This is a genomic window from Micromonospora sp. NPDC020750, assembly GCF_044334565.1.
Lineage (GTDB): Bacteria > Actinomycetota > Actinomycetes > Mycobacteriales > Micromonosporaceae > Micromonospora.
In genome coordinates, this window is sequence record NZ_JBIRTH010000004.1 from 607,392 (window position 1) to 626,624 (window position 19,233).

Sequence of the window (19,233 nt, forward strand, 5' to 3'; positions counted from 1 at the left end):
CCGGCCCGCCCCGGTGCGACGATCATGATCGTCCCCGAACGTGGCGAGGAGAGCACGATGATCAGTGACGCTGAGCTGGACGACTGCCGGCGGGTCGCCGAGGAGGCGGCGCGCCTCGGCGGGCGGGAGCTGCTGCGGCGCTTCGGCGACCACGGCCGGGTCGACTACAAGACGGCGTCCACCGACCCGGTGAGCGACGCGGACCGGGCCAGCGAGGCGCGGATCGTCGAGCTGCTGCGCGCCCGCCGGCCCGACGACGGCATCCTGGCCGAGGAGGGCAGCGGCCACGTCGGTGGCTCCGGGCTGCGCTGGGTGCTGGACCCGCTGGACGGCACCGTGAACTACGTGTCCGGGATGCCGTTCTGGTGCGTCAGCGTGGCCTGCGAGGTGGAGACGGCCGAGGGTTGGCAGCCGGTCGTCGGGGTGATCCTCGACCCGGTGCACGACGAGCTGTTCCATGCCGTCCGGGGCCGGGGCGCGTACCTGGGCGACAGCCCGCTGGCCCGGCCGGCCGGCACCGCCCTCGACGAGGTCATCCTCGCCAGCGGGTACGCGTACGACGTCGCCCACCGCAGGGTCCAGGCGGCCGTTGTGGCCGACCTCGCCGGTGACGTACGGGGGGTGCGGATGCTCGGCTCCACCGCGCTGGCCCTGTGCTGGGTGGCCGCCGGGCGCTGCGACGCGTACGTCGAGGATCGCGCCTTCCGCTGGGACTGGGCCGCAGGCCTGGTGATCGCCACCGAGGCCGGCGCGGCCGTCGAGGTGAACGGCAGCCGGGTGCTCGCCGCGCCGCCGGAGTTGATCGACGAGTTCCGGCCCCGGGTCGCCGCGCTGGGCTGACGTCGAAAAGTGTGACGAGCCGCCCGGCGGGGGGTTGCGCCGGGCGGCTCGCCACGTCGGGGAAGGCTCAGAGGAAGAGGGTGTTCGGGCCCAGACCGCAGACGACCCGGCCGTACAGCTCGGTGTTGGTGTCGGCGTTGATGAGCCCGTGCAGGCTCATCGCGTTGATGTCCCGGGCGATCCGTTGGATCGGCACGTCACGGTAGATGGACGAGCCGCCGCTGGCGGAGGCGAAGATGTCCACCGCCTCCTTGGCCAGCCGGGTGGCCCAGCCGTGGTCGGCGCGGACCCGGGCCCGCTCCTCCAACGTCCACTCCGCGCCGCTGGCCGCCTTGCTGTCGACCAGGTCGGCGGCGTGGTACGCGTGGAACTCGGCCTGATCGATCTTCATGAGCGCGGTGCCGATCTTCAGGTGGGTGACCGGCGCCTCGCTCTGGTTCTCGTAGTTGGTGTAGGTGATCCCTCGGCCGGGGAGCCGGTCGAGGAACTCGTCGCGCGCGGACTTGGCCACGCCGACCGCCGCGCCCACACCGGACGCCGCCGCGTTCAGCGCGGCCGGGGTGCGCCAGACGGAAGAGTCGGCGTTGCCCTGCGACAGGCCCTGCGGGATCATGGCCGCGCTCATCGGGATGATGTGGCTGCTCGGCACGAACACGTCGCGGGCCACCGTGGTGACGCTGCCGGTGGCGGTCAGGCCGGTGGTGTACCAGTCGTCGACGATCTCCAGGCTGCCGATCGGTATCAGCGCCATGATCGGCTCCGGCTCGGCGTCCGGGCGCAGCAGGACCGCGGCGATCTCCTGCCACTGCGCGTGGTGCGCCCCGCTGATGAAGTGCCAGCTGCCGTTGACGACGACGCCCCCGTCGGTGGGGACGGCCGTGCCGCCGACGCTGTTGGTGCCGCACACCCGGGCGTTGGGGTTGGCGAACACCTCGTCCTGGGCCTCGTCGGGGAACAGGCCGGCGAGCCAGGTGGGGATCCACAGCACGGAGGTGACCCAGGCGGTGCTGGCGTCGCCCCGGCCCAGCTCGGTGGCGACCGCCACGAGCGTGCGGGTGTCCACCTCGTACCCGCCGTAGCGGCGGGGCGTGCGGAGCTTGAACAGCCCGGCCTCCTCGATCGCGGCCACCGTCTCGTCGTGGAGGCGACGGTTCTCCTCCTGCCACGCCGCGTGCTTGCGGATCAGCGGGACGAGATCCGCGGCGCGCTGGACGAGTTCCTCGCGGCTGGGTGCTTCGGTGATCGTGGGCACATGTCCTCCTCAACGGGCGACCGGATCGATCGGAATCCTGTCTGCCAAGCGCCATCGACGCTGTCACATCCCGGCTGCCGCGGCCTCTTCCGGATTGCTCGTTGCCGGTGCGGGTTCGGCCGGTGAAAAAGGCACGAGCGGAGAAGTCGGCCCCTCCGTGGCCGTGTCAGGGTCGCAGGTGTCGCCCGGTCTTCGTGTGGGCCGGCGGCGACCGTCGAGGGAGGAACGATGAGTTTTCCGCAGATCGTCTCGCGTGAGGAATGGACCACTGCCCGGGAAAGGCTGCTGGAGGAGGAGAAGGCGCTGACCCGCGCCCGCGACCAGCTCAGCGCCGCGCGCCGGGCCATGCCCGTGGTGCCGGTGGAGAAGGAGTACGTGTTCGCCTCGCCCACCGGTGAGGTGACGCTGCTCGAACTGTTCCAGGGGCGCCGCCAGCTGCTCGTCCGGCACTTCATGTTCGCCCCGGACGCGAAGGAGGGCTGCGTCGGCTGCTCGATGCAGGCCGACAACGTCGGGGACCTGTCGCACATGCACGCTCGGGACACTTCGTTCGTGATGATCGCCCGGGCTCCGCTGGAGAAGATCGAGCAGTTCAAGGCCCGGATGGGCTGGGCCCACATCCCGTGGGTGTCCTCGTACGGCAGCGACTTCAACTACGACTTCAACGTCACCATGGAGAAGGGCGAGCTGCCGGCGGTCAGCTCCTTCATCCGCGAGGGCGAGAAGATCTTCCACGCCAGCTCGGTGTTCGACCGGGGCGGCGAGGTGTTCATCAACACCTACAACTACCTCGACGTCACCCCGCTGGGCCGGCAGGAGGAGGGGCTGGCGCACCCGTGGGACTGGTGGCGGCACCACGACCGCTACGACGCCGAGCAGGCCGCCAACCCGGGCGAGAACTGGTGGACCGGGCTGAACAAGTTCCAGGTGCGCCACGAGAGCCCGGCCGAGCAGCAGCCGACGGACACCGCGACGCAGTGACGGCGGCGCGGTGGGGTGCGGCGGCACCTTACCGTCCGCGGCGGCCGGATCCCGGCCGGCGGCTTCGGCCGTCGCCGGGAGCCGGCCGCCGTCGCGCGTGGAGCAGGACGCCCGGCCCCGGGTCGCCGCGACGGCGCGGCGTCCGGGCCCTTATGTCGTTTGGCTCGTGCGTCGTTCCAGCCATACGTCGTTCGGGTCGCGGTCCGTTCGGGCCGTGCCGGGGCGGCGCGCGGGATCAGGAGGGGACGGCGACGCTGTGCCGCTGGGCCGGCACCGGGGCCGCGCCGCGCCGGGGGACACCGCCGAGCATCCGCAGCGCCGCAGCCGACGGGGAGCCGGCCTCGACGGTGAAGGTCACCAGCATCAGGTTCGGGGCCTCCTCCAGCCGCAGCGTGTGCTGGTTGACCGTCAGCGCGCCGACCACCGGGTGGGCCATGTCGTAGGTCATCGTCTCGCAGGTGCTGACCGGGTGCTCGGCCCACATCCCGGCGAACTCCGGGCTGCGCGACAGTAGCTCCTCGACCAGCCCGACGACCCGGCGGTCGTCGCGGTAGCGGCCCACGGCCATCCGCAGGTACGCCACCACGGAGCGGGCCTTGCCCGGCCAGTCTGCGTACAGCTCGCGCATCCGGGGGTCGAGGAAGACCGACCGGCTCATGTTGGGCGCCTCGTCGAGGTGCCAGGCGAGCAGGGCGTGGCCCAGCGGGTTCCAGGCGTGCACGTCGGTCGCGGCGCTGAGCACCATCGCCGGCACGTCGGGCATCATCGCGAGCATCTGGCGCAGGGCCGGCGGCGCCGAGCTGGCCCGGACCGCCCGCTCGGGCGCCGTCCGGCCGGGGCGGGCCAGCGTGAACAGGTGCGCCCGCTCGTTGCCGCCGAGCTGCAACGCCCGGGCGACCGCGTCGAGCACCTCGTCGGACACGTTGTGCGCCTGGCCCTGCTCCAGCCGGGTGTAATAGGAGACGCTGACCCCGGCGAGCTGAGCCAGCTCCTCGCGGCGTAGCCCGGAGACCCGCCGGCGCTCGCCGTAGCGGGCCAGGCCGGCGTCCTGCGGCCGGATGACACCGCGTCGCGATCGGAGGAACTCGCCGAGCGGATTCATGCGACTCAGTATGACGGACCAGCATGGCACTGTCAGTGGTACCCACCGTGGAAGTACCAACGGTTTCCGACCGGGCGGGGAGGGGAATCCGCCGCGCCCGGCCGGGGTCAGCCGTCCGGACCGGTCAGGCCGTCTCCGCCAGGAAGCGCATGATGTGGCCGTTGGTGATGTCCGGCTGCTCGGTGAGCGGGACGTGCCGCGAGTCGGGGACCAGCGCGCCGACCGAGCCCTTCGGCAGCGCCTCGACGATCCGGGCCAGCTTCTCCTCGTTCATCGCGAAGGCGACGTCCTGGACGCCGAAGATGTTCAGCGTCGGCTGGCTCGGCAGGGCCCCCCACAGCGCGGCCTGCTCGGCCGCCCACTCGGGGCCGCCGAACGTCGCGGCGGGGAAGTTGGTGCGGTACATGCCGAGGGCCGCGTTCAGGTTCTCCGGGGTGCCGAGGGCGGCCCGGATGTCGGCCAGGTCCTGGGTGACGTCGTAGCCGTCCCTTGAGTACTTGTGCAGCATGAACTCCAGGAAGGCCAGGTCGTTGGCGGCGACCAGCTCGTTGGCGGCGGCCATCTGGAAGAACCAGAAGTGGGCCTGGACGTTGATGCCCCGGGGGTCGAGCAGGTACTCGCCGAAGAACTGGAACGGCGGCACGTCGCAGGCGACCAGCCGCGACCACCGCTGCGGCTCCTGCACCACCGCGCTCCACGCGACGGCGGCCCCGAAATCGTGCCCGATCAGCACCGCCCGCTCGTCCCCGCCGAGCGCCTCGTGCAGGGCGTTGACGTCGGCCACCATGTCGCGGATGTGTTCGCCGCCGGGCGGTGGGACCGAGCTGGGGGCGAAGCCGCGGGTCCACGGGGCCACGGCCCGGTAGCCGGCGTCGGCCAGCACCGGCATCAGGTGCCGGAACGAGTTGGGCGTGAACGGGAAACCGTGCACCAGCAGGGCCAGCGGCCCCTCGCCCAGTTCACGGTATGCGATGTCGACACCGTTGACGGTGACCTGTGATTGACGCATGGGGTGCCTCCTCGGCGGGCATGGATTGATCCAAGACTGGCCGAGCCTGCGGTGCCCCGCTTCTCCGTGCGTGCTGCCCATACCACGACTCGACCCCCCTCGTGCGGCATCGACCGGGATGTCCCCCGATCCGGTGAAAGACCGGGTGGTCGCGTCTGTCCCGGTCTTCCCGTCGTTGTATTGCGCGGACCTGGGAGGGGGACCGTGGAGTACGCACTGGTGATCTTTCACGACGAGACCGGCGAGCTGAGCCCGGCGGAGATCGACGAACATCCCCGGCACCGGGCCTGGCTGGACGAGGTGCGCCGGCGGGGGGCGTTCGCGGGTGGGCAGCGGCTGCGCCCCGGCCGCGCCGGCCGGACCGTCCGCACCCGGGCCGAGGGCACGCTGGTCACCGACGGGCCGTTCGTCGAGGCCCGGGAGCAGGTGGGCGGGTTCGTCCTGCTGAACTGCGCGGACCTCGACGAGGCGACCGAGCTCGCCGCCCTGCACCCGTTCGCCGAGCTGGGCGCCATCGAGGTGAGGCCGGTCTGGACCTGGTGACCTTCACCGTCGACGCCGCCGTGGCCGGCGCGTTCCGCCGGGAGTACCACCAGCTCGTCGGCGGCCTCGTCGACCTCACCCGGGACCGGAGCCTGGCCGAGGACTGCGTGCAGGAGGCGTTCGCCGCCGCGCTGGAGCGCTGGCGGTGCGAGGGCGTGCCGCGCCGGCCCGGGGCGTGGCTGACCACCGTGGCGCGCAACCGGGCCGTCGACCGGCTGCGCCACGAGACCGTACGCGCCGCCCGGCTGCGCGAGGCAGCGGCCATCCTCCCGGCGTACGACGAGCTGCCGCCGGTGCCGTCCCTGATCCGGGACGTCCAGCTACGCCTGATCTTCACCTGCTGCCACCCCGCGCTGTCGTTGCCGTCGCAGGTCGCGCTGACCCTGCGTACCGTCGTGGGGCTCAGCCCGGCGGAGATCGCCCGCGCCCTGCTGGTCCCGCCGGGAACCCTGGCCCAGCGGCTGGTGCGGGCCCGGCGCAGCGTCCGCGGGGCCGGCCTGCGCTGCGAGCTGCCACCGGCCGCCGAGCTGCCCGGGCGGGCCACGGCGGTGCGCGCGGTGCTGTACCTGCTGTTCACCGAGGGGTACGCGGCCACGGCCGGCGCGGACCTGGTGCGGCGCGGGCTGTGCGCGGAGGCGGTCCGGCTGGCCCGGCTGCTGGCCCGGCTGCTGCCCGACGACCCGGAGACGCTCGGCCTGCTCGCGCTGCTGCTGTTGCACGAGGCCCGGCGCGACGCCCGGACCGACGCCCACGGCGACCTGGTGCCGCTGGAGCGGCAGGACCGCCGGCGGTGGGACCGGGGCCGGGTGGCCGAGGGGGTGGACCTGCTGGACCGGGCCCTGCGCCGCGGCCGGCCCGGCCCGTACCAGGTCCAGGCGGCGATCGTGGCCTGCCACGCCACCGCCCCGGACGCCGCGCGCACCGACTGGACCCAGATCGCCGGGCTCTACGCCGAGCTGGCGGAGCTGGCGCCGTCGGCCGTGGTGCAGCTCAACCGGGCGGTGGCGGTCGGGATGGCGCACGGCCCGCAGCGGGGATTGGCGCTGCTGGAGCAGGTGGAGCGCTCGGGCGAGCTGGCCGGGAACCACCTCGTCCCGGCCGTCCGCGCGGATCTGCTGCGCCGGCTGGACCGGCGCGGCGAGGCGGCCGGGGCGTACCGGCGGGCGCTCGACCTGGCCGGCAACGACGCCGAGCGCCGGTACCTGTGGGGGCGGTTGGCGGAGGTGACCGGCCCGCCCCGGGACCAAGCAAAATAAATCACCAGAAAATGTATATTTCCCCAAGAGCTGCCCGTCGGTCTGACGAACCCGGTCCGGTACCGCCGGCCCGGCCAACGACGAGGGGATTCAGACATGTTGCTGGAGAACAGGACCGCGATCGTCTACGGCGCCGCGGGCGCGCTGGGCGGCGCGGTGTCGCGCGCCTTCGCCCGCGAGGGCGCCACCGTCTACCTGGCCGGACGCCACCTCGACCGGGTCGAGATGCTCGCCAAGGAGATCACCGCCGAGGGCGGCCGGGCGTACGCCCACCAGGTCGACGCGCTCGACCAGGAGTCGGTCGACGAGCACGCGGCGCTGGTCGCCGAGCAGGCCGGGGGCATCGACGTCTCGTTCAACGCCGTCGGCCTGGACCACGTGCAGGGCGTCCCGCTGCGCGAGCTGGACCTGGACGACTTCCTGATGCCGATGAACACCTTCGTCCGCACCCAGTTCCTCACCTCCACGGCGGCGGCGCGGCGGATGGTCGAGCAGCGCTCCGGGGCCATCGTCATCCTGTCCACGTCGGCGGCCCGGGCCCCGATGCCCTCGGGCGGGTTCGGCGTGGCCTGCGCCGGCATCGAGTCGCTCTCCCGGGAGCTGGCCGGTGAGGTGGGCCAGTTCGGGGTGCGGGTGGTCTGCCTGCGGCCCGACGCCATCCCGGAAAGCGTGCAGCACGGCTCGTACGTCCGCGACACGTGGCGGCGCGCGGCCGAGGCGAACGGGGCGACGCTGGAGGACATGCTGGCCGCCAAGCCCGGCATGCCCGACCCGCTGCTGGGCCGGGCGGTGACCCTGGCCGACGTCGCCGGCACCGCGGTGTACCTCGCCTCGGACCTGTCCAGCGGGCTCACCGGATCGATCACCACCGTCGGGTGTGGAGTCCTCGTCGACTGACCGACTGACCGACTGACAGCCGGCCGCCCGGGTGCGACCTCGCACCCGGGCGGCCGGCTGTCTTCGCCATGTGAGAAATAGAGCAAGCTCGAAGAGGGCCGGGGCGGGGTAGCGTTTGGGTGGGCCCCACGGCGAGTGCTCAGGGTGCCACTGCCAGTGGTACGCACGGCAGGGAGATGGGTACCCCGACCGTGGATACCTAGTGTGCGTAATCATGGCGGAGAACCAGAGCACGTCGGAGCAGCTCAGCTCCGCGCAGAAACTTGCCCTTTTCGTATTGCTCGGCGCGCAGTTCATGTTGTCGGTCGACTTCTCCATCCTCAACGTGGCCCTGCCGCGGATGGGTGAGGGCGTCGGGCTCAGCCTGGCCGACCTTCCCTGGGTCGCCAGCGCGTACGCGCTGCCCGCGGCCGGATTCACGCTCCTGTTCGGCCGGATCGCCGACCTGTTCGGCCGGCGGCGGCTGTTCCTGACCGGCATCGCGCTGCTCACCGTGGCCTCGCTGCTCGGCGGTTTCGCGACCAACGCCACGATGCTGCTGAGCGCCCGGGTGCTCCAGGGCTTCGCCAACGCGATCGCCATCCCGGCCGCGATGGCACTGCTGATCACGACCGTGTCCGACGAGCGGGCCCGGGCCCGGGTGCTCGGCCTCAACGGCGCGCTGCTCTCCGGTGGCTTCACCGTCGGCGCCCTGGTCGGTGGCAGCCTGGTCAGTGCCCTGGACTGGCGCTGGGCGTTCTGGATCAACGTGCCGGTAGCGGTCGCCATCATGGTGCTGACCCCACTGGTGATCAAGGAGAGCGTCCGTCCGGCCGGCGTCAAGCTGGACGTGCCGGGCGCCGTCACGGTCACTGCCGGCCTGCTCGCCCTGGTGTACGGCGTGAGCATGCAGAACTGGATCGGGCTCGTCATCGGCGCGGTGCTCATCGCCGCCTTCTGGTTCGTCGAGCTGAAGGCCAAGGCGCCCCTGGTGTCGCTGACCCTGCTCAACCGGCCGAACATCAAGTGGGGCAACTTCGGCGGCATGGTCGCCTTCGTGATGGCCAGCGGCATCAACTTCGGCCTCACCCTCTACATGCAGGACGTGCTCAAGATGGAGCCGTTCACCACCGGGCTGGTGTTCGGCGTGCCGGGCCTGGTGGCCGTCATCGCCGGCGTCATCGCCGGGCGGATGATCGGCCGCTACGGCTACCGCAACGTGCTCGCCGTGGGCCTGCTCGTGCAGGGGCTGACCACCGTCCCGCTGCTGCTGACCGGCACCTCGAGCACCCCGAGCCTCCTGCTGATCGTCCCGTCGCTGTTCCTGATGTACTTCGGGCACGTCACGGCCGTCGTCGCCTACACGGTGACCGCCACCTCCGGGCTGGACGACTCGCAGCAGGGCCTGGCGACCGGCCTGGCCACCCTGGCCCAGCAGATCGCGGTCACCATCGGCATTCCGATCTTCGGGGCGATCGTCGCCGCCCGCACCGACGTGCTCGATGGCGTCCACCTCGCCATGCAGGTGCAGATCGTCGTGATCCTGGTGTCCGTGGCGCTGATCTGGTTCGGCCTGCGCGACCGGGGCACCACCGCCGGGCCGTCGGCCACCGGGCGGCAGGAGCCGGAGCTGACCCCCGAGGCGCAGCAGCCCGCGCCGGTGCCGGTGCCGCGCACCGTCAGCGAGAACCCGGTCTAGGGCCGGTACCAGGGTCCGCCGTAGCGGCTGATCCACCTCCCTCGGCCGGGTGCCGAGACTGTTGACCGGCGAGGCCTCCGGCGGATGGTTCATCGATGATGACCACCCGCCGGGGGCCTCGCCGCTGTCGCCGTGATTGCGGAAGACGGGGATTCGTTCGGGTAGGCACGCTCAGAGAAGGAGTGCCCTCCACGCCTCGCCAAACTTGGTCAGTGTGGACATGCCCACCCGGAGGCGCGGGAGATCGGACCGCGGCGGAGGGTGCGCACCGTGACGGAGTGGGCGTGGTCTCCGCCGTCGTCGCTCCGCTCGTACGGAAGGGGCACTCATGGATCATCCGGAGATAGCGCGTCTGGTGAACACCGACCCGGTGGTGCAGATCCTGTTGGAGGCGCCGATCCTTATGCGGCTCGGGTACGTGGGGCTGGACGGCCATCCACGCTCGATCCCGGTCGCCTACGTGTGGAATGGCAGGGCCTTCGTCTTCGCCAGCCCGACCACGGCGTACAAGGTCAGGGCGATCGCGGCGCATCCGCAGGTGTCCTTCACCGTGGACACCATGGCGGCTGAGCCCCGCACGAAGGTCGCGGCGGCGCTCGGTGCGCCGGTCGCCGACTACACGCCGCTGATGATGCTGGTCCGCGGCACGGCCTCGATCGAGGTCGAGCAAGGGCTGCCCCAGGTGCACATCGACGCGTCCCGCCGGATGATCGGTGCGCACAACGTGCCGGAGTGGGAGCGCAGCAAGCGCGAGCACACCAGAGAGATGGCCCTGGTCACGATCGTGCCGACCCACGTGACCGTGTGCGACTTCATCACCCGGTTCCCGCCGCCGGTCGAGGTCAACGCCCCCGCCCACGGGGCGTCCCCGGATCCGGTGCACTGACCCGGCCGTGCACTGGTCCGGCCGAGGGCCGTCTCATCCGCCCGCTCCGGCCCGCTGAGGGCTCTGTGCGCCGCACGTCCGTCCGCCTCCCGGGCCGTCCGCCTCCCGGCGGGCGGCCCGTTCGGCGTCCGGCCGTCGACGTCGCGGACGCCAGCAGCAGGACCGGGCACGCGCGGGTTCGCGCCTACGGTGGCCTGCCGTGCGGGGTCTGTCTCTCCGGGCGCGGCGCTGAGGCCCTGCCCCTGGCGGGGCAGGGCAGCACGACGGGCGCCCCGCGCCGGATTCACACCGCGCGGGACGCCCGTGTCCGGTACGACCGGTCAGGACTGCCTGAGCCAGTCGGCGAGGCGTTCACCGATCATGATCGAGGTGAGGTTGGTGTTGCAGTTGACGATCGACGGCATGACGGAGGCGTCGCAGACGTACAGGCCCTCGATGCCGTGCACCCGCAGCCGCTCGTCGACCACCGCGCCCTCGTCGCCGGCCGCGCCCATCCGGGCGGTGCCGACGGGGTGGTAGCCGCTGTCCAGGCTGAGCCGGACGTAGTGGCGCATCAGCTCGTCGTCCTCGGCCATCTCCTCGCCGAGCACCACGAACCGCTGGCCCTTGTCCTGGATGCCCGCCGTCTGCATGAACTGCCAGCACTGGCGTACGGCGGCGATGAGGGTCTGGACGTCGTTCTCGGTGTCGAGGAAGTTGAGCACGACGTCCGGCGGTGCGGTGGGGTCGGCCGAGGTGAGGGTGAGCCGCCCCCGGGACTCCGGCCGCTGGTGCACGACCATCACCCCGAAGATCGTCTTCGCCGCGGCCAGCATCTGCAGCTCGGGGAAGAGCGTCAGGTCGAAGTGGTTGATCATGTAGTACTGGAGGTCGTTGAACTCCGTGGACCCCGGTGCGGTGGTGCGCAGCAGCATCTGGAGGAAGGCGTCGTCGGGGTTGAACGTGCCCGGCTCGGGCACCATGAACGCGCCGGTGCGCGGGTGGTCGATCAGGTCGGCGCCCACCCCGGGGCGGTCCAGCAGCACGTCGATGCCCAGCCGCCGCAGGTCGCCGCCGGGCCCGATGCCCGAGCGCATGAGGATGGCCGGGGAGTTGACCGCGCCCGCGGCCAGCACGACGGTGCCGGCCTCGATCACCTCGGTGCCGCCGCCGGGCTTGGCCACCTCGACGCCGCGCGCCCTGTTGCCGGCGAACAGCACCCGGTTGACCTGGACCCCGGACCGGATCTCCAGGTTCTCCCGGCCGCGGGCCTCGCTCAGGTACCCCATCGCGGTGGAGAACCGGTTGCTGCCGCGACGGTTCGACGGCATCGGGCCGACGCCGCTGGCCTCCGGGTGGTTGTGGTCCTCGATGGCGGGGAAGCCGGCCTTGAGGCAGGCGTCCTGGAACACCTGCTGCACCGGGGCCAGCTCGTCGCCCTTGAACCGCCGGATCGGGATGGGTCCGCCCTTGCCGTGGTACTCGTTGTCGAAGTCCAGGTCGTCCTCGAGCCGCTTGTAGAACGGCAGCACCTCGTCCCAGGCCCAGGCCGGGTTGCCCATCTCGGCCCACTCGTTGAAGTTCACCGGATTGCCGCGCAGCGCGATGGTCGCGCCGACCGCGGAGGACCCGCCGGTGACCTTCCCGCGCGGGTAGATGATCCGCCGCCGGTCGGTGATCTCGGCCTGGAAGTGCCAGTCGTGGATGTCCATCGACATGGCGCTGCCGTTGAGCAGGTCGGATGGCGTGTCGGCGACCGTGGCGAAGTCGGGGCCTGCCTCCAGCAGCAGGACCTTGCGGTGGGGATCCTCGCTCAGCCGGGCGGCCAGCGCGGCTCCGGCGGAGCCGGACCCGACCACGAGATAATCGATTCCGTTCATCATCGGCGTCCTTCGGTACGTGGAGGGTTGGCGATCCTGTCGGACTGACCCACAGGAGTGGATGCGCTTCCATTGCGGACGTGCTCGGGACCCGCCACGAGCATCACACCGGGCTCCGCCCGTCGCTTCTCCGCCGTTGCTCACCGGCCCCCGGGCGTTCCCCCCGGGGCGCGTTTTGTCAGGAGGCCGCCGCCGTGCCGTCGGGGCCGGCGGTGCGGGCGTCTCAGGTGCGCGGGGAGCGCCGCCGCCGGGCCCGGGCGAGGGAGGTGGCCGTCGCCTCGTACTCGTCGCCGGCGCCGACCATCAGCGAGCGCAGTTGCGCCTCGAAGCACACGTCGGCGTCGTACGGGTCGATCAGGTAGCCGCCGAGTTCGAGGCTGACCAGCCCGTGCAGGGCGATCCACATGTTCTGCGCGACCAGCAGCGGGTCACCGGCGCGGAACCGGCCCTGCTCGGCGGCCCGGGCCACCGCGTCCACCAGCGGCTGGAGGGTGTACTTGCCGTGCTGCCGGTCGCCGTCGGCGAGGGCGAACCCGCCGAGCGCCGCGCTGCCGAACATGACCTGGTAGAGCTGCGGGTGGTCGAGCGAGTTGGCCCGGTACGCGTACCCGAGGGCCATCACGTCGGCGACCGCGTCGGGGGTGGCCCGCACCGTGGACATCCGCCGGTGCAGCCGTGCGAAGCCCTCGTGCACCATCGCCCGGACCAGGTTGTCCATGCCGCCGAAGTGCGTGTACACGGCCGTGGTCGAGGCGCCCACCGCGGCGGCGAGGCGGCGCGTGGTGAGGCCGGCGGCACCCTCCTCGGCCAGCAGCCGGGCTGCGGCCTCCAGCAGGGTGGTCGCCAACTGCGGGTCGATCCGGCGCGGACTCACATTGACATGATCTCACGTCCGGCGTACGTTCGTTGAAGTAACGCTGTTACGTAACTGCGATACACCAAAAGATCGCGCCAGCTCGTGGAGGTCCCAATGAGCGTCGTCGCCCTCGCCCCCCAGACCCTGCCCCAGCACGACAGCCGGCGCCCCGTCGCCGCCGAGGCGACCGAGCTCGACCTGGTGGTCACGGGCCGGCTGCCCGCCGAGTTGAACGGCTGCTTCGTCCGGATCGGACCGAATCCGATGGGCGGCGGCCAGTCCGGTCACGCCCTGGTCGGCGACGGCATGGCGCACGGGGTGCGCCTGCGCGAGGGCCGTGCGCTGTGGTACCGCAACCGGTGGATCCGCACCGACCGCACCACCCGTGCCCTGGGCGAGCTGGCCCTGCCCGGCCCGCGGCACGGGCTGTCCGACAACGCCAACGCCAACATCATCCGGCACGGCGGGCGCACCCTGGCGCTCGGCGAGGCGGGAGTGCTGCCCGTCGAGCTCGACGACGAGCTGGACTCCGTGGCCCGGATCGACTTCGACGCCACCCTGCCGCACGGCTTCGCCGCGCACGCCGAGTGCGACCCGGTCACCGGAGAGCTGTTCGCCGTCGCCTACTACCACGAGCTGCCGTACGTCGAGCACCTCGTGCTGACCCCCGAGGGGCGGGTGCGCCGCAGCGAGCGGATCGAGGTGTCCGGCCCGCCCCTGATGCACTCGCTGGCGCTGACCGACCGGCACTCGGTGCTGTTCGACCTTCCGGTCACCTTCAACCCGGCGCTGGCCCGGGCGGGCTCACGCTTCCCGTACGCGTGGTCGCCGCAGCGGCCGGCCCGGCTCGGGCTGCTCCCGCGTGAGGGGCGCGGCGCCGACGTGCGCTGGTTCGACGTCGACCCCTGCTACGTCTTCCACCCCGTCAACGCCTACGAGGTCGACGACCGGTGCGTGGTCGACGTGGTGCGCTACGACCGGGTCTTCGACCGCGACCTGCACGCCCCGGGCGAGTCCGCCCCGACGCTGTGGCGGTGGACGCTGGACCTGACCCGGGGCACCGTCGGCGCCGAGCAGCTCGACGACATCCCGCAGGAGTTCCCCCGCATCGACGACCGCCGCAAGACGATGCCGCACCGGTACGCCTACACCGTGGCCATGCAGTCCGGGGCCGGGGTGCTGGGCGGCTCGGCGCTGCTGCGCCACGACATGGTGCGCCGCGAGGTCGCGGTGCACGACTTCGGGCCATACCGCGAGGCGGGTGAGGCGGTGTTCGTCCCGCGCGGGCCGCTGTCCGCCGAGGACGACGGCTGGCTGCTGACCTACGTCTACGACGGTCGGACCGACCGCAGCGACCTCGTCGTGCTCGACGCGGGCGACTTCGCCGGCCCGCCGGTCGCCGTCGTGCACCTGCCGGGCCGGGTGCCCAGCGGGTTCCACGCCAACTGGCTCGTGTCCTGAGCCGTCACCCGGGTGGCGCCGGGAAGAGGCAGATTGCCGACAGCAACTGGGCAATTTGAAGGAACCGTGGAACAGGACGGGCGGTTAGCTTCGCGGCAAGCCGCTGTCCCCGTTCGCACGGGTCGTACGGCGGACTCCCTCGCGTTCCCACGGAAGGTGCCTGAAGATGACCCAACCCCTTACCGCCGCTCCGTCGTCCGGGCTGCTCGCGCGGCTCAACGGAGCCCATCACAAGGCGGCTCTGAACGGCTTCCTCATCATCGTGCTGGCGCACTGGGCCGAGCACCTGGTCCAGGCGTACCAGATCTGGGTGCTCGGCACGCCACGGCCGCAGGCGCGCGGCGTGCTCGGCCAGTTCTATCCCTGGCTGGTCTCCTCCGAGTGGCTGCACTACGGCTACGCCATCGTGATGCTGGTCTTCCTCTTCGCGCTGCGCCGCGGCTTCGTCGGCCGCGCCCACACCTGGTGGGTGGTGGCGCTGGCCATCCAGTTCTGGCACCACATCGAGCACTTCATGCTGCTGTGGCAGGTGCAGAGCGGCACCATGTTCTTCGGCCAGAAGGTGCCGACCAGCATTCTTCAGCTGGTGCTGCCGCGGGTCGAGCTGCACCTGTTCTACAACTCGATCGTGTTCGTCCCGATGGTGGTCGCGATGTACCTGCACCTGCGCCCGAACCGGCGCGAGCAGGAGCTGATGACGTGCAGCTGCATCGGGCACCGCGTCTCCAGCCAGTCCGTCGTGCCCCATGCCGCGTGAGCTGAGCTTCCCGTCCGGCGCCCGTCGACGGGCGGCCGTCGCCGTCGTGGTCGCAGCGGTCGCCGGGCTGCTCGCGTTCACCCCCGGCGCGGCCCGGGCCGACGGCGGCCTGGTCTCCGCCGACCCTCCGGCCGGCGCGGTGCTCACCGCCGCGCCGGCCGAGGTGACCCTGGACTTCGATGCCGGCGTCGACGAGGGAGAGTCACACCTCGCGGTGCTCGACGTCGAGAGCCGGACGGTCACCGACGGCGAGCCGACCAGGGCCGGCTCCACGCGGCTGCGGCTGCCGGTGAGCATCGGCGCCGCCGGCGACTACACGATCGCGTACCACGTCACCTTCACCGACGGGTCGACCGCCACCGGGGCGCACCGGTTCAGCGTGGGCACCGGCGTCGCGCCGGCCCCGCTGGACGACGCGGCCCGCCAGGCCGGCGTGGACGTGGTAGTCGAGCACGGGCACAGCATCGACGGGTTCAGCGCCTTCCTGCTGGTCATCGACGGTGCGGTGCTGGCCGTGGCCCTCGCCCTGCTGTGGCTGCGTCCGCGCGGCGGGCGGGCCGCGTCCCTGCGCCTCGACCCGCGGACCTGACGGGCGGGCACGACGTGACGGCACCCGGGGCAACGGAGAGCGGCGCCGACGAGATCCGTCGGCGCCGCTCGTGCCCGCGGTCAGGGTACGGGGAAGAACGCGCGCACGAACTTTTCCCATCCGCGTTCACCGATCATCGCCCGCATCTTCGGCAGCAGCCGTGGCGGCATGCCGAGCCGGTAGCGGATGCGCGGGTTCGGGGTGGAGACCGCCGTCTCGAGTACCTTGGCGACGTTCTCCGCCCGGACCGCGATCTTGCCGCGCAGCGGCGGGTTGTCGCTGAGCCGGTACGCCTGGTGCCAGTCGACGAAGTGCTCCCAGAAGTCCCGGTACAGCGCGGGGTTCTCGTGCGAGTCCATGCCCAGGTCGGCGACGCTGTCGGGAACGAAGCCGCCCAGGATGGGCGCCGGCTGGAGCACCACCACCTTGATTCCGAAGGGAGCCACCTCGAGGCGCAGCGAGTCGCTGATGGCCTCCAGCGCGTGCTTGGTGGCCTGGTAGTAACCCCGGCCCGGGGTGGCGAACATGCCGAAGATCGACGACATCATGATCACCCGCCCGCCGCCCTGCTCGCGCATGCCGGGCAGGACCATCTGGGTGAGCCGGCACAGCCCGAAGACGTTCGTCTCGAACTGGGCGCGGACCTGGTCCATCGGGGTCTCGCCGATGGTGCCGTTGAGGCTGTACGCGGCGTTGTTGATGAGGGTGCCGACCGCACCGTGCTCGTCGGTGATCCGCTTGACCGCCGCGGTCATCGACTCCTCGTCGTTGACGTCGAGGTAGAGCACCGTGATTCCCTCGTCGGCCAGGTCGGCCAGGGCCTCCACGTTGCGCCCCGTGGCGTAGACCGGCCAGCCGGCCCGGTGCAGCCGCAGCGCGGTTGCCTTGCCGCTGCCCGAGGACATGCCGGTGCCCGACGAGGCGCCGGTCAGCAGGATTGCGCGTGACTGGGTCATGATGGCGTCCCTTCCCGGCCGGGATTCACTCGTCGGACAGCCGCGCGATGCGGCTGCGGTCGACGGAGGAGCCCAGACCGGTGGCGTCGACCAATCGGTTGATGAACGCGAACAGGCAGGCGCAGAAGACCGCCTCCAGCATCTCGGCGTCGCTCCAGCCGGCCGCGGCGGCCTTTTCCCAGTCCGCGTCGGTGATCTTGTACGCGCCGGTGCTCACCTTCGTCACCAGCTGCATGAGCGGCATGGTGCGCTCGTCGACCGGCAGTTCCTCCGCGGTGTCCGCGTCCGACACCGCCTCCAGCAGTTCGTCGCTGCCGCCGAACTGACTCAGGAACCAGCCGTGCGTCCCGACGCAGTACGGGCAGCCGTTGAGCTTGGACGTCCAGGCCGAAATCAGTTCCTTGAGGTGCCGGGGGAGCGTGTCACCGCCGAAGACGCCGCCGTATCCGGCGAGCACCACCGCGAGCAGCCGCGGATTGGTGGAGGTGAGCCGGAACATGTCCGGCACGAATGGCAGCCCGGTGACCGCCTTGATTTCTTCGTAGAGCTCGGCGGTGCGTCCCTCCGCCTTATCCTCGTCTATCATCGGGACTCTGACTCCCGGCTGTTTCGTCGTCGTTTCCATGAGCCTTCTCCTCGGTGCTCGGGCGAAGCCGGGCCAACCGTGCGACATTACGCTCCGGGGCGAAACCGGAGCGCTGTCGGCGCTGGCCGCAGCGATCTCCGACGGGGCTGCGGGGCGACACGGAAACGCCGACGACGGCGGTCGGGCAGCGATTCCGTTGGCCCATGATGGCACGTCTTCGCAGGTCCGATGCTCTCCCAGGTTGCCTACTGCACCGTTCGGCGGCGCGGTTCGACCGTACCGAGTACTGGATGAAGGTACTTTTCGCCGATAGCCTGTATTCAATTCACAGAGATGGATGAGGTGCGTGATGCCGGCAAGTGTGCTGCGACCGGTGCTGGGCGCGCTCGGGTTGACGCAGATCCGATACGTCGGCGCGGTGCGTCGGGGTCGGGCGAGCGGCCTGGTGGCCGAGGTGTACAAGCAGGTGGAGAGGGACTTCGGCGTGCTCGCGCCGCCGGTGGCCCTGCACGCCCCGGCCCCCGAGGCGCTGGCCGCCGCGTGGATGCTGCTCCGGGAGGCGCTGGTCGTCCCCGGCGCCGCCCCGCGGGCGGCCAAGGAGGCGGTGGCCACCGCGGTCTCGCTGGGTAACGCCTGCCCGTACTGCGCGACCATCCACAACAACGCGCTGGACCTGCTCGGCGGCGCCGGCCCCGACGGGCCCACCCGATCGGACCTGGAACCGGGCGTCGGCGAGGCGGCGCTGGAGGAGATCGTCGCCTGGGCGATGCCCGCTGACGGGCGGACCCGGCCGGACCGGCCGCCGTTCCCCGCGGCCCAGATGCCGGAGCTGGCCGGGGTGGCGGTGCTGCTGCACTACCTCAACCGGGTGGTGAACGTGTTCCTGCGCGACGTGCCGTTGCCGCCCGGGGTGCCGGAGGTCGCCCTGCCCATGGTGCTGCGGGTGCTCGGCTGGGCCATGATGAGCGCGTCGCGGCGTCCGCACGAACCGGGTCGCTCCCTGGAACTGCTGCCGGCCGCGCCGCTGCCGGCGGACCTGTCCTGGGCGGCCGGCAACCCGGCGATCGCGGAGGCGTTCGGCCGGGCCTGCGCCGCGATCGACGAGGCGGGGCGCCGCTCGGTGCCCGAGGCGGTCCGCGACCTGGTGCTGGTCAACCTGGTCGGCTGGCGCGGCGGTCCGCGGGGGATCAGCCGGGACTGGGTGGAGGAACTCGTCGGGGGACTGCCCGAGAATCAGCGCCCCGTGGGTCGGCTGGCCCTGCTGGTGGCCTTCGCCTCGTACCAGGTGGACCCGGGGGTCGTGCGTAGCTGCCGGCTGGTCGGCGCGGACGACCGGACGCTGGTCGAGATCTGCTCCTGGGCGGCGATGGCGGCGGCCCGGTGGCTGGGTGGCCAGCTCCCGGTCCCGCACTGATCATGTCCGGACACGGCGCGCATCGTCGAACAATTCGGATAATCGCTGCGACTGTCAGATTAAGTCACGTCGCTGCGAGTAAGAACATTGAAAACTACCGTATTTATTGATCTCCATGCATGGTATCGTCCTAACCCATCCGGACCACTTAGGACACTCACAGTAAGGGCGACTCGAGAGGTTTCGGTCCGCACTTGCGCTGCCCGACCAAGCCGGTGAACTGGCGATTCTCCGCAGTTTTCACCGGATGATCGAACACCTGTTCCGATACGGTGCGACGACGAAGTCGTGGCGACCCTTGGGCAGGACCA

The 19,233-nt window shown here is 71.6% G+C and carries 18 protein-coding genes; 11 read left to right on the top strand and 7 right to left on the bottom strand.

What is annotated here, in order from left to right; translation table 11 throughout:
• Positions 1 to 57 precede the first annotated feature (57 nt).
• On the top strand, positions 58 to 840 hold the full coding sequence (locus ACH4T9_RS16490; RefSeq protein WP_396672570.1) for an inositol monophosphatase family protein: 783 nt from the start codon (positions 58 to 60) through the stop codon (positions 838 to 840).
• A gap of 67 nt (positions 841 to 907) precedes the next feature.
• On the opposite strand, the gene ACH4T9_RS16495 is transcribed toward ACH4T9_RS16490, so the two are convergent.
• Positions 908 to 2,092 (bottom strand): acyl-CoA dehydrogenase family protein, encoded by a 1,185-nt coding sequence (locus ACH4T9_RS16495; RefSeq protein ID WP_396672569.1) that lies wholly within the window; start codon positions 2,090 to 2,092, stop codon positions 908 to 910.
• 228 nt (positions 2,093 to 2,320) lie between these two features.
• On the opposite strand from ACH4T9_RS16495, the gene ACH4T9_RS16500 reads away from it, so the two are divergent.
• A complete protein-coding gene (locus tag ACH4T9_RS16500) occupies positions 2,321 to 3,073 on the top strand; it encodes a DUF899 domain-containing protein (protein ID WP_396672568.1) in 753 nt (250 codons plus the stop codon).
• A gap of 235 nt (positions 3,074 to 3,308) precedes the next feature.
• On the opposite strand, the gene ACH4T9_RS16505 is transcribed toward ACH4T9_RS16500, so the two are convergent.
• Positions 3,309 to 4,175 (bottom strand): helix-turn-helix transcriptional regulator, encoded by an 867-nt coding sequence (locus ACH4T9_RS16505; protein WP_396672567.1) that lies wholly within the window; start codon positions 4,173 to 4,175, stop codon positions 3,309 to 3,311.
• A 124-nt stretch (positions 4,176 to 4,299) separates the two neighbouring features.
• Positions 4,300 to 5,184: an alpha/beta fold hydrolase gene (locus tag ACH4T9_RS16510; RefSeq protein ID WP_396672566.1), complete on the bottom strand. Its 885-nt coding sequence runs from the start codon at positions 5,182 to 5,184 to the stop codon at positions 4,300 to 4,302.
• A gap of 204 nt (positions 5,185 to 5,388) precedes the next feature.
• On the opposite strand from ACH4T9_RS16510, the gene ACH4T9_RS16515 reads away from it, so the two are divergent.
• The 5 genes from ACH4T9_RS16515 to ACH4T9_RS16535 all read left to right on the top strand — a co-directional run bounded on the left by ACH4T9_RS16515 (position 5,389) and on the right by ACH4T9_RS16535 (position 10,444).
• On the top strand, positions 5,389 to 5,727 hold the full coding sequence (locus ACH4T9_RS16515; RefSeq protein ID WP_350888380.1) for a YciI family protein: 339 nt from the start codon (positions 5,389 to 5,391) through the stop codon (positions 5,725 to 5,727).
• The gene (locus tag ACH4T9_RS16520) at positions 5,724 to 6,983 is read left to right on the top strand and encodes an RNA polymerase sigma factor (RefSeq protein WP_396672565.1); all 1,260 of its coding nucleotides are present in this window, start codon (positions 5,724 to 5,726) and stop codon (positions 6,981 to 6,983) included. Before ACH4T9_RS16515 ends, ACH4T9_RS16520 begins: the two co-directional genes overlap by 4 nt.
• A 96-nt stretch (positions 6,984 to 7,079) precedes the next feature.
• Positions 7,080 to 7,880 (top strand): SDR family NAD(P)-dependent oxidoreductase, encoded by an 801-nt coding sequence (locus ACH4T9_RS16525; protein ID WP_396672564.1) that lies wholly within the window; start codon positions 7,080 to 7,082, stop codon positions 7,878 to 7,880.
• A 214-nt stretch (positions 7,881 to 8,094) separates the two neighbouring features.
• Positions 8,095 to 9,558 (top strand): MFS transporter, encoded by a 1,464-nt coding sequence (locus ACH4T9_RS16530; protein ID WP_396674849.1) that lies wholly within the window; start codon positions 8,095 to 8,097, stop codon positions 9,556 to 9,558.
• A 328-nt stretch (positions 9,559 to 9,886) separates the two neighbouring features.
• Complete coding sequence (locus ACH4T9_RS16535) at positions 9,887 to 10,444, top strand: pyridoxamine 5'-phosphate oxidase family protein (protein WP_396674851.1); 558 nt, start codon at positions 9,887 to 9,889, stop codon at positions 10,442 to 10,444.
• A 320-nt stretch (positions 10,445 to 10,764) separates the two neighbouring features.
• Here ACH4T9_RS16535 and ACH4T9_RS16540 read toward each other — a convergent pair whose 3' ends face one another.
• Both ACH4T9_RS16540 and ACH4T9_RS16545 read right to left on the bottom strand, forming a co-directional pair.
• Positions 10,765 to 12,303, bottom strand: a complete 1,539-nt coding sequence (locus ACH4T9_RS16540) for a GMC family oxidoreductase (RefSeq protein ID WP_396674853.1) — start codon at positions 12,301 to 12,303, stop codon at positions 10,765 to 10,767.
• A gap of 223 nt (positions 12,304 to 12,526) precedes the next feature.
• Positions 12,527 to 13,177: a TetR-like C-terminal domain-containing protein gene (locus ACH4T9_RS16545; protein WP_396674855.1), complete on the bottom strand. Its 651-nt coding sequence runs from the start codon at positions 13,175 to 13,177 to the stop codon at positions 12,527 to 12,529.
• 96 nt (positions 13,178 to 13,273) lie between these two features.
• Between ACH4T9_RS16545 and ACH4T9_RS16550 the strand changes: the two genes are divergently transcribed.
• The 3 genes from ACH4T9_RS16550 (at position 13,274) to ACH4T9_RS16560 (ending at position 15,966) form a co-directional block, all read left to right on the top strand.
• Positions 13,274 to 14,620: a carotenoid oxygenase family protein gene (locus ACH4T9_RS16550; protein WP_396674857.1), complete on the top strand. Its 1,347-nt coding sequence runs from the start codon at positions 13,274 to 13,276 to the stop codon at positions 14,618 to 14,620.
• Positions 14,621 to 14,786: 166 nt separating this feature from the next.
• Positions 14,787 to 15,377: a hypothetical protein gene (locus ACH4T9_RS16555; RefSeq protein WP_396674859.1), complete on the top strand. Its 591-nt coding sequence runs from the start codon at positions 14,787 to 14,789 to the stop codon at positions 15,375 to 15,377.
• A complete protein-coding gene (locus tag ACH4T9_RS16560; protein WP_396674860.1) occupies positions 15,367 to 15,966 on the top strand; it encodes a copper resistance protein CopC in 600 nt (199 codons plus the stop codon). The genes ACH4T9_RS16555 and ACH4T9_RS16560 overlap by 11 nt, the downstream gene beginning before the upstream one ends.
• An 80-nt stretch (positions 15,967 to 16,046) precedes the next feature.
• Here ACH4T9_RS16560 and ACH4T9_RS16565 read toward each other — a convergent pair whose 3' ends face one another.
• Both ACH4T9_RS16565 and ACH4T9_RS16570 read right to left on the bottom strand, forming a co-directional pair.
• Positions 16,047 to 16,922 carry an SDR family NAD(P)-dependent oxidoreductase gene (locus ACH4T9_RS16565; RefSeq protein ID WP_396674861.1) on the bottom strand — a complete coding sequence of 292 codons (876 nt, stop codon included), beginning with the start codon at positions 16,920 to 16,922 and terminating at the stop codon, positions 16,047 to 16,049.
• Between the two features lie 25 nt (positions 16,923 to 16,947).
• Positions 16,948 to 17,547, bottom strand: coding sequence for a carboxymuconolactone decarboxylase family protein (locus tag ACH4T9_RS16570; protein ID WP_396674862.1), 600 nt, complete (start codon positions 17,545 to 17,547; stop codon positions 16,948 to 16,950).
• A 310-nt stretch (positions 17,548 to 17,857) separates the two neighbouring features.
• On the opposite strand from ACH4T9_RS16570, the gene ACH4T9_RS16575 reads away from it, so the two are divergent.
• Entirely contained in the window at positions 17,858 to 18,922 is a 1,065-nt protein-coding gene (locus ACH4T9_RS16575; protein WP_396674864.1) for a carboxymuconolactone decarboxylase family protein, read from the top strand.
• Positions 18,923 to 19,233 lie beyond the last annotated feature (311 nt).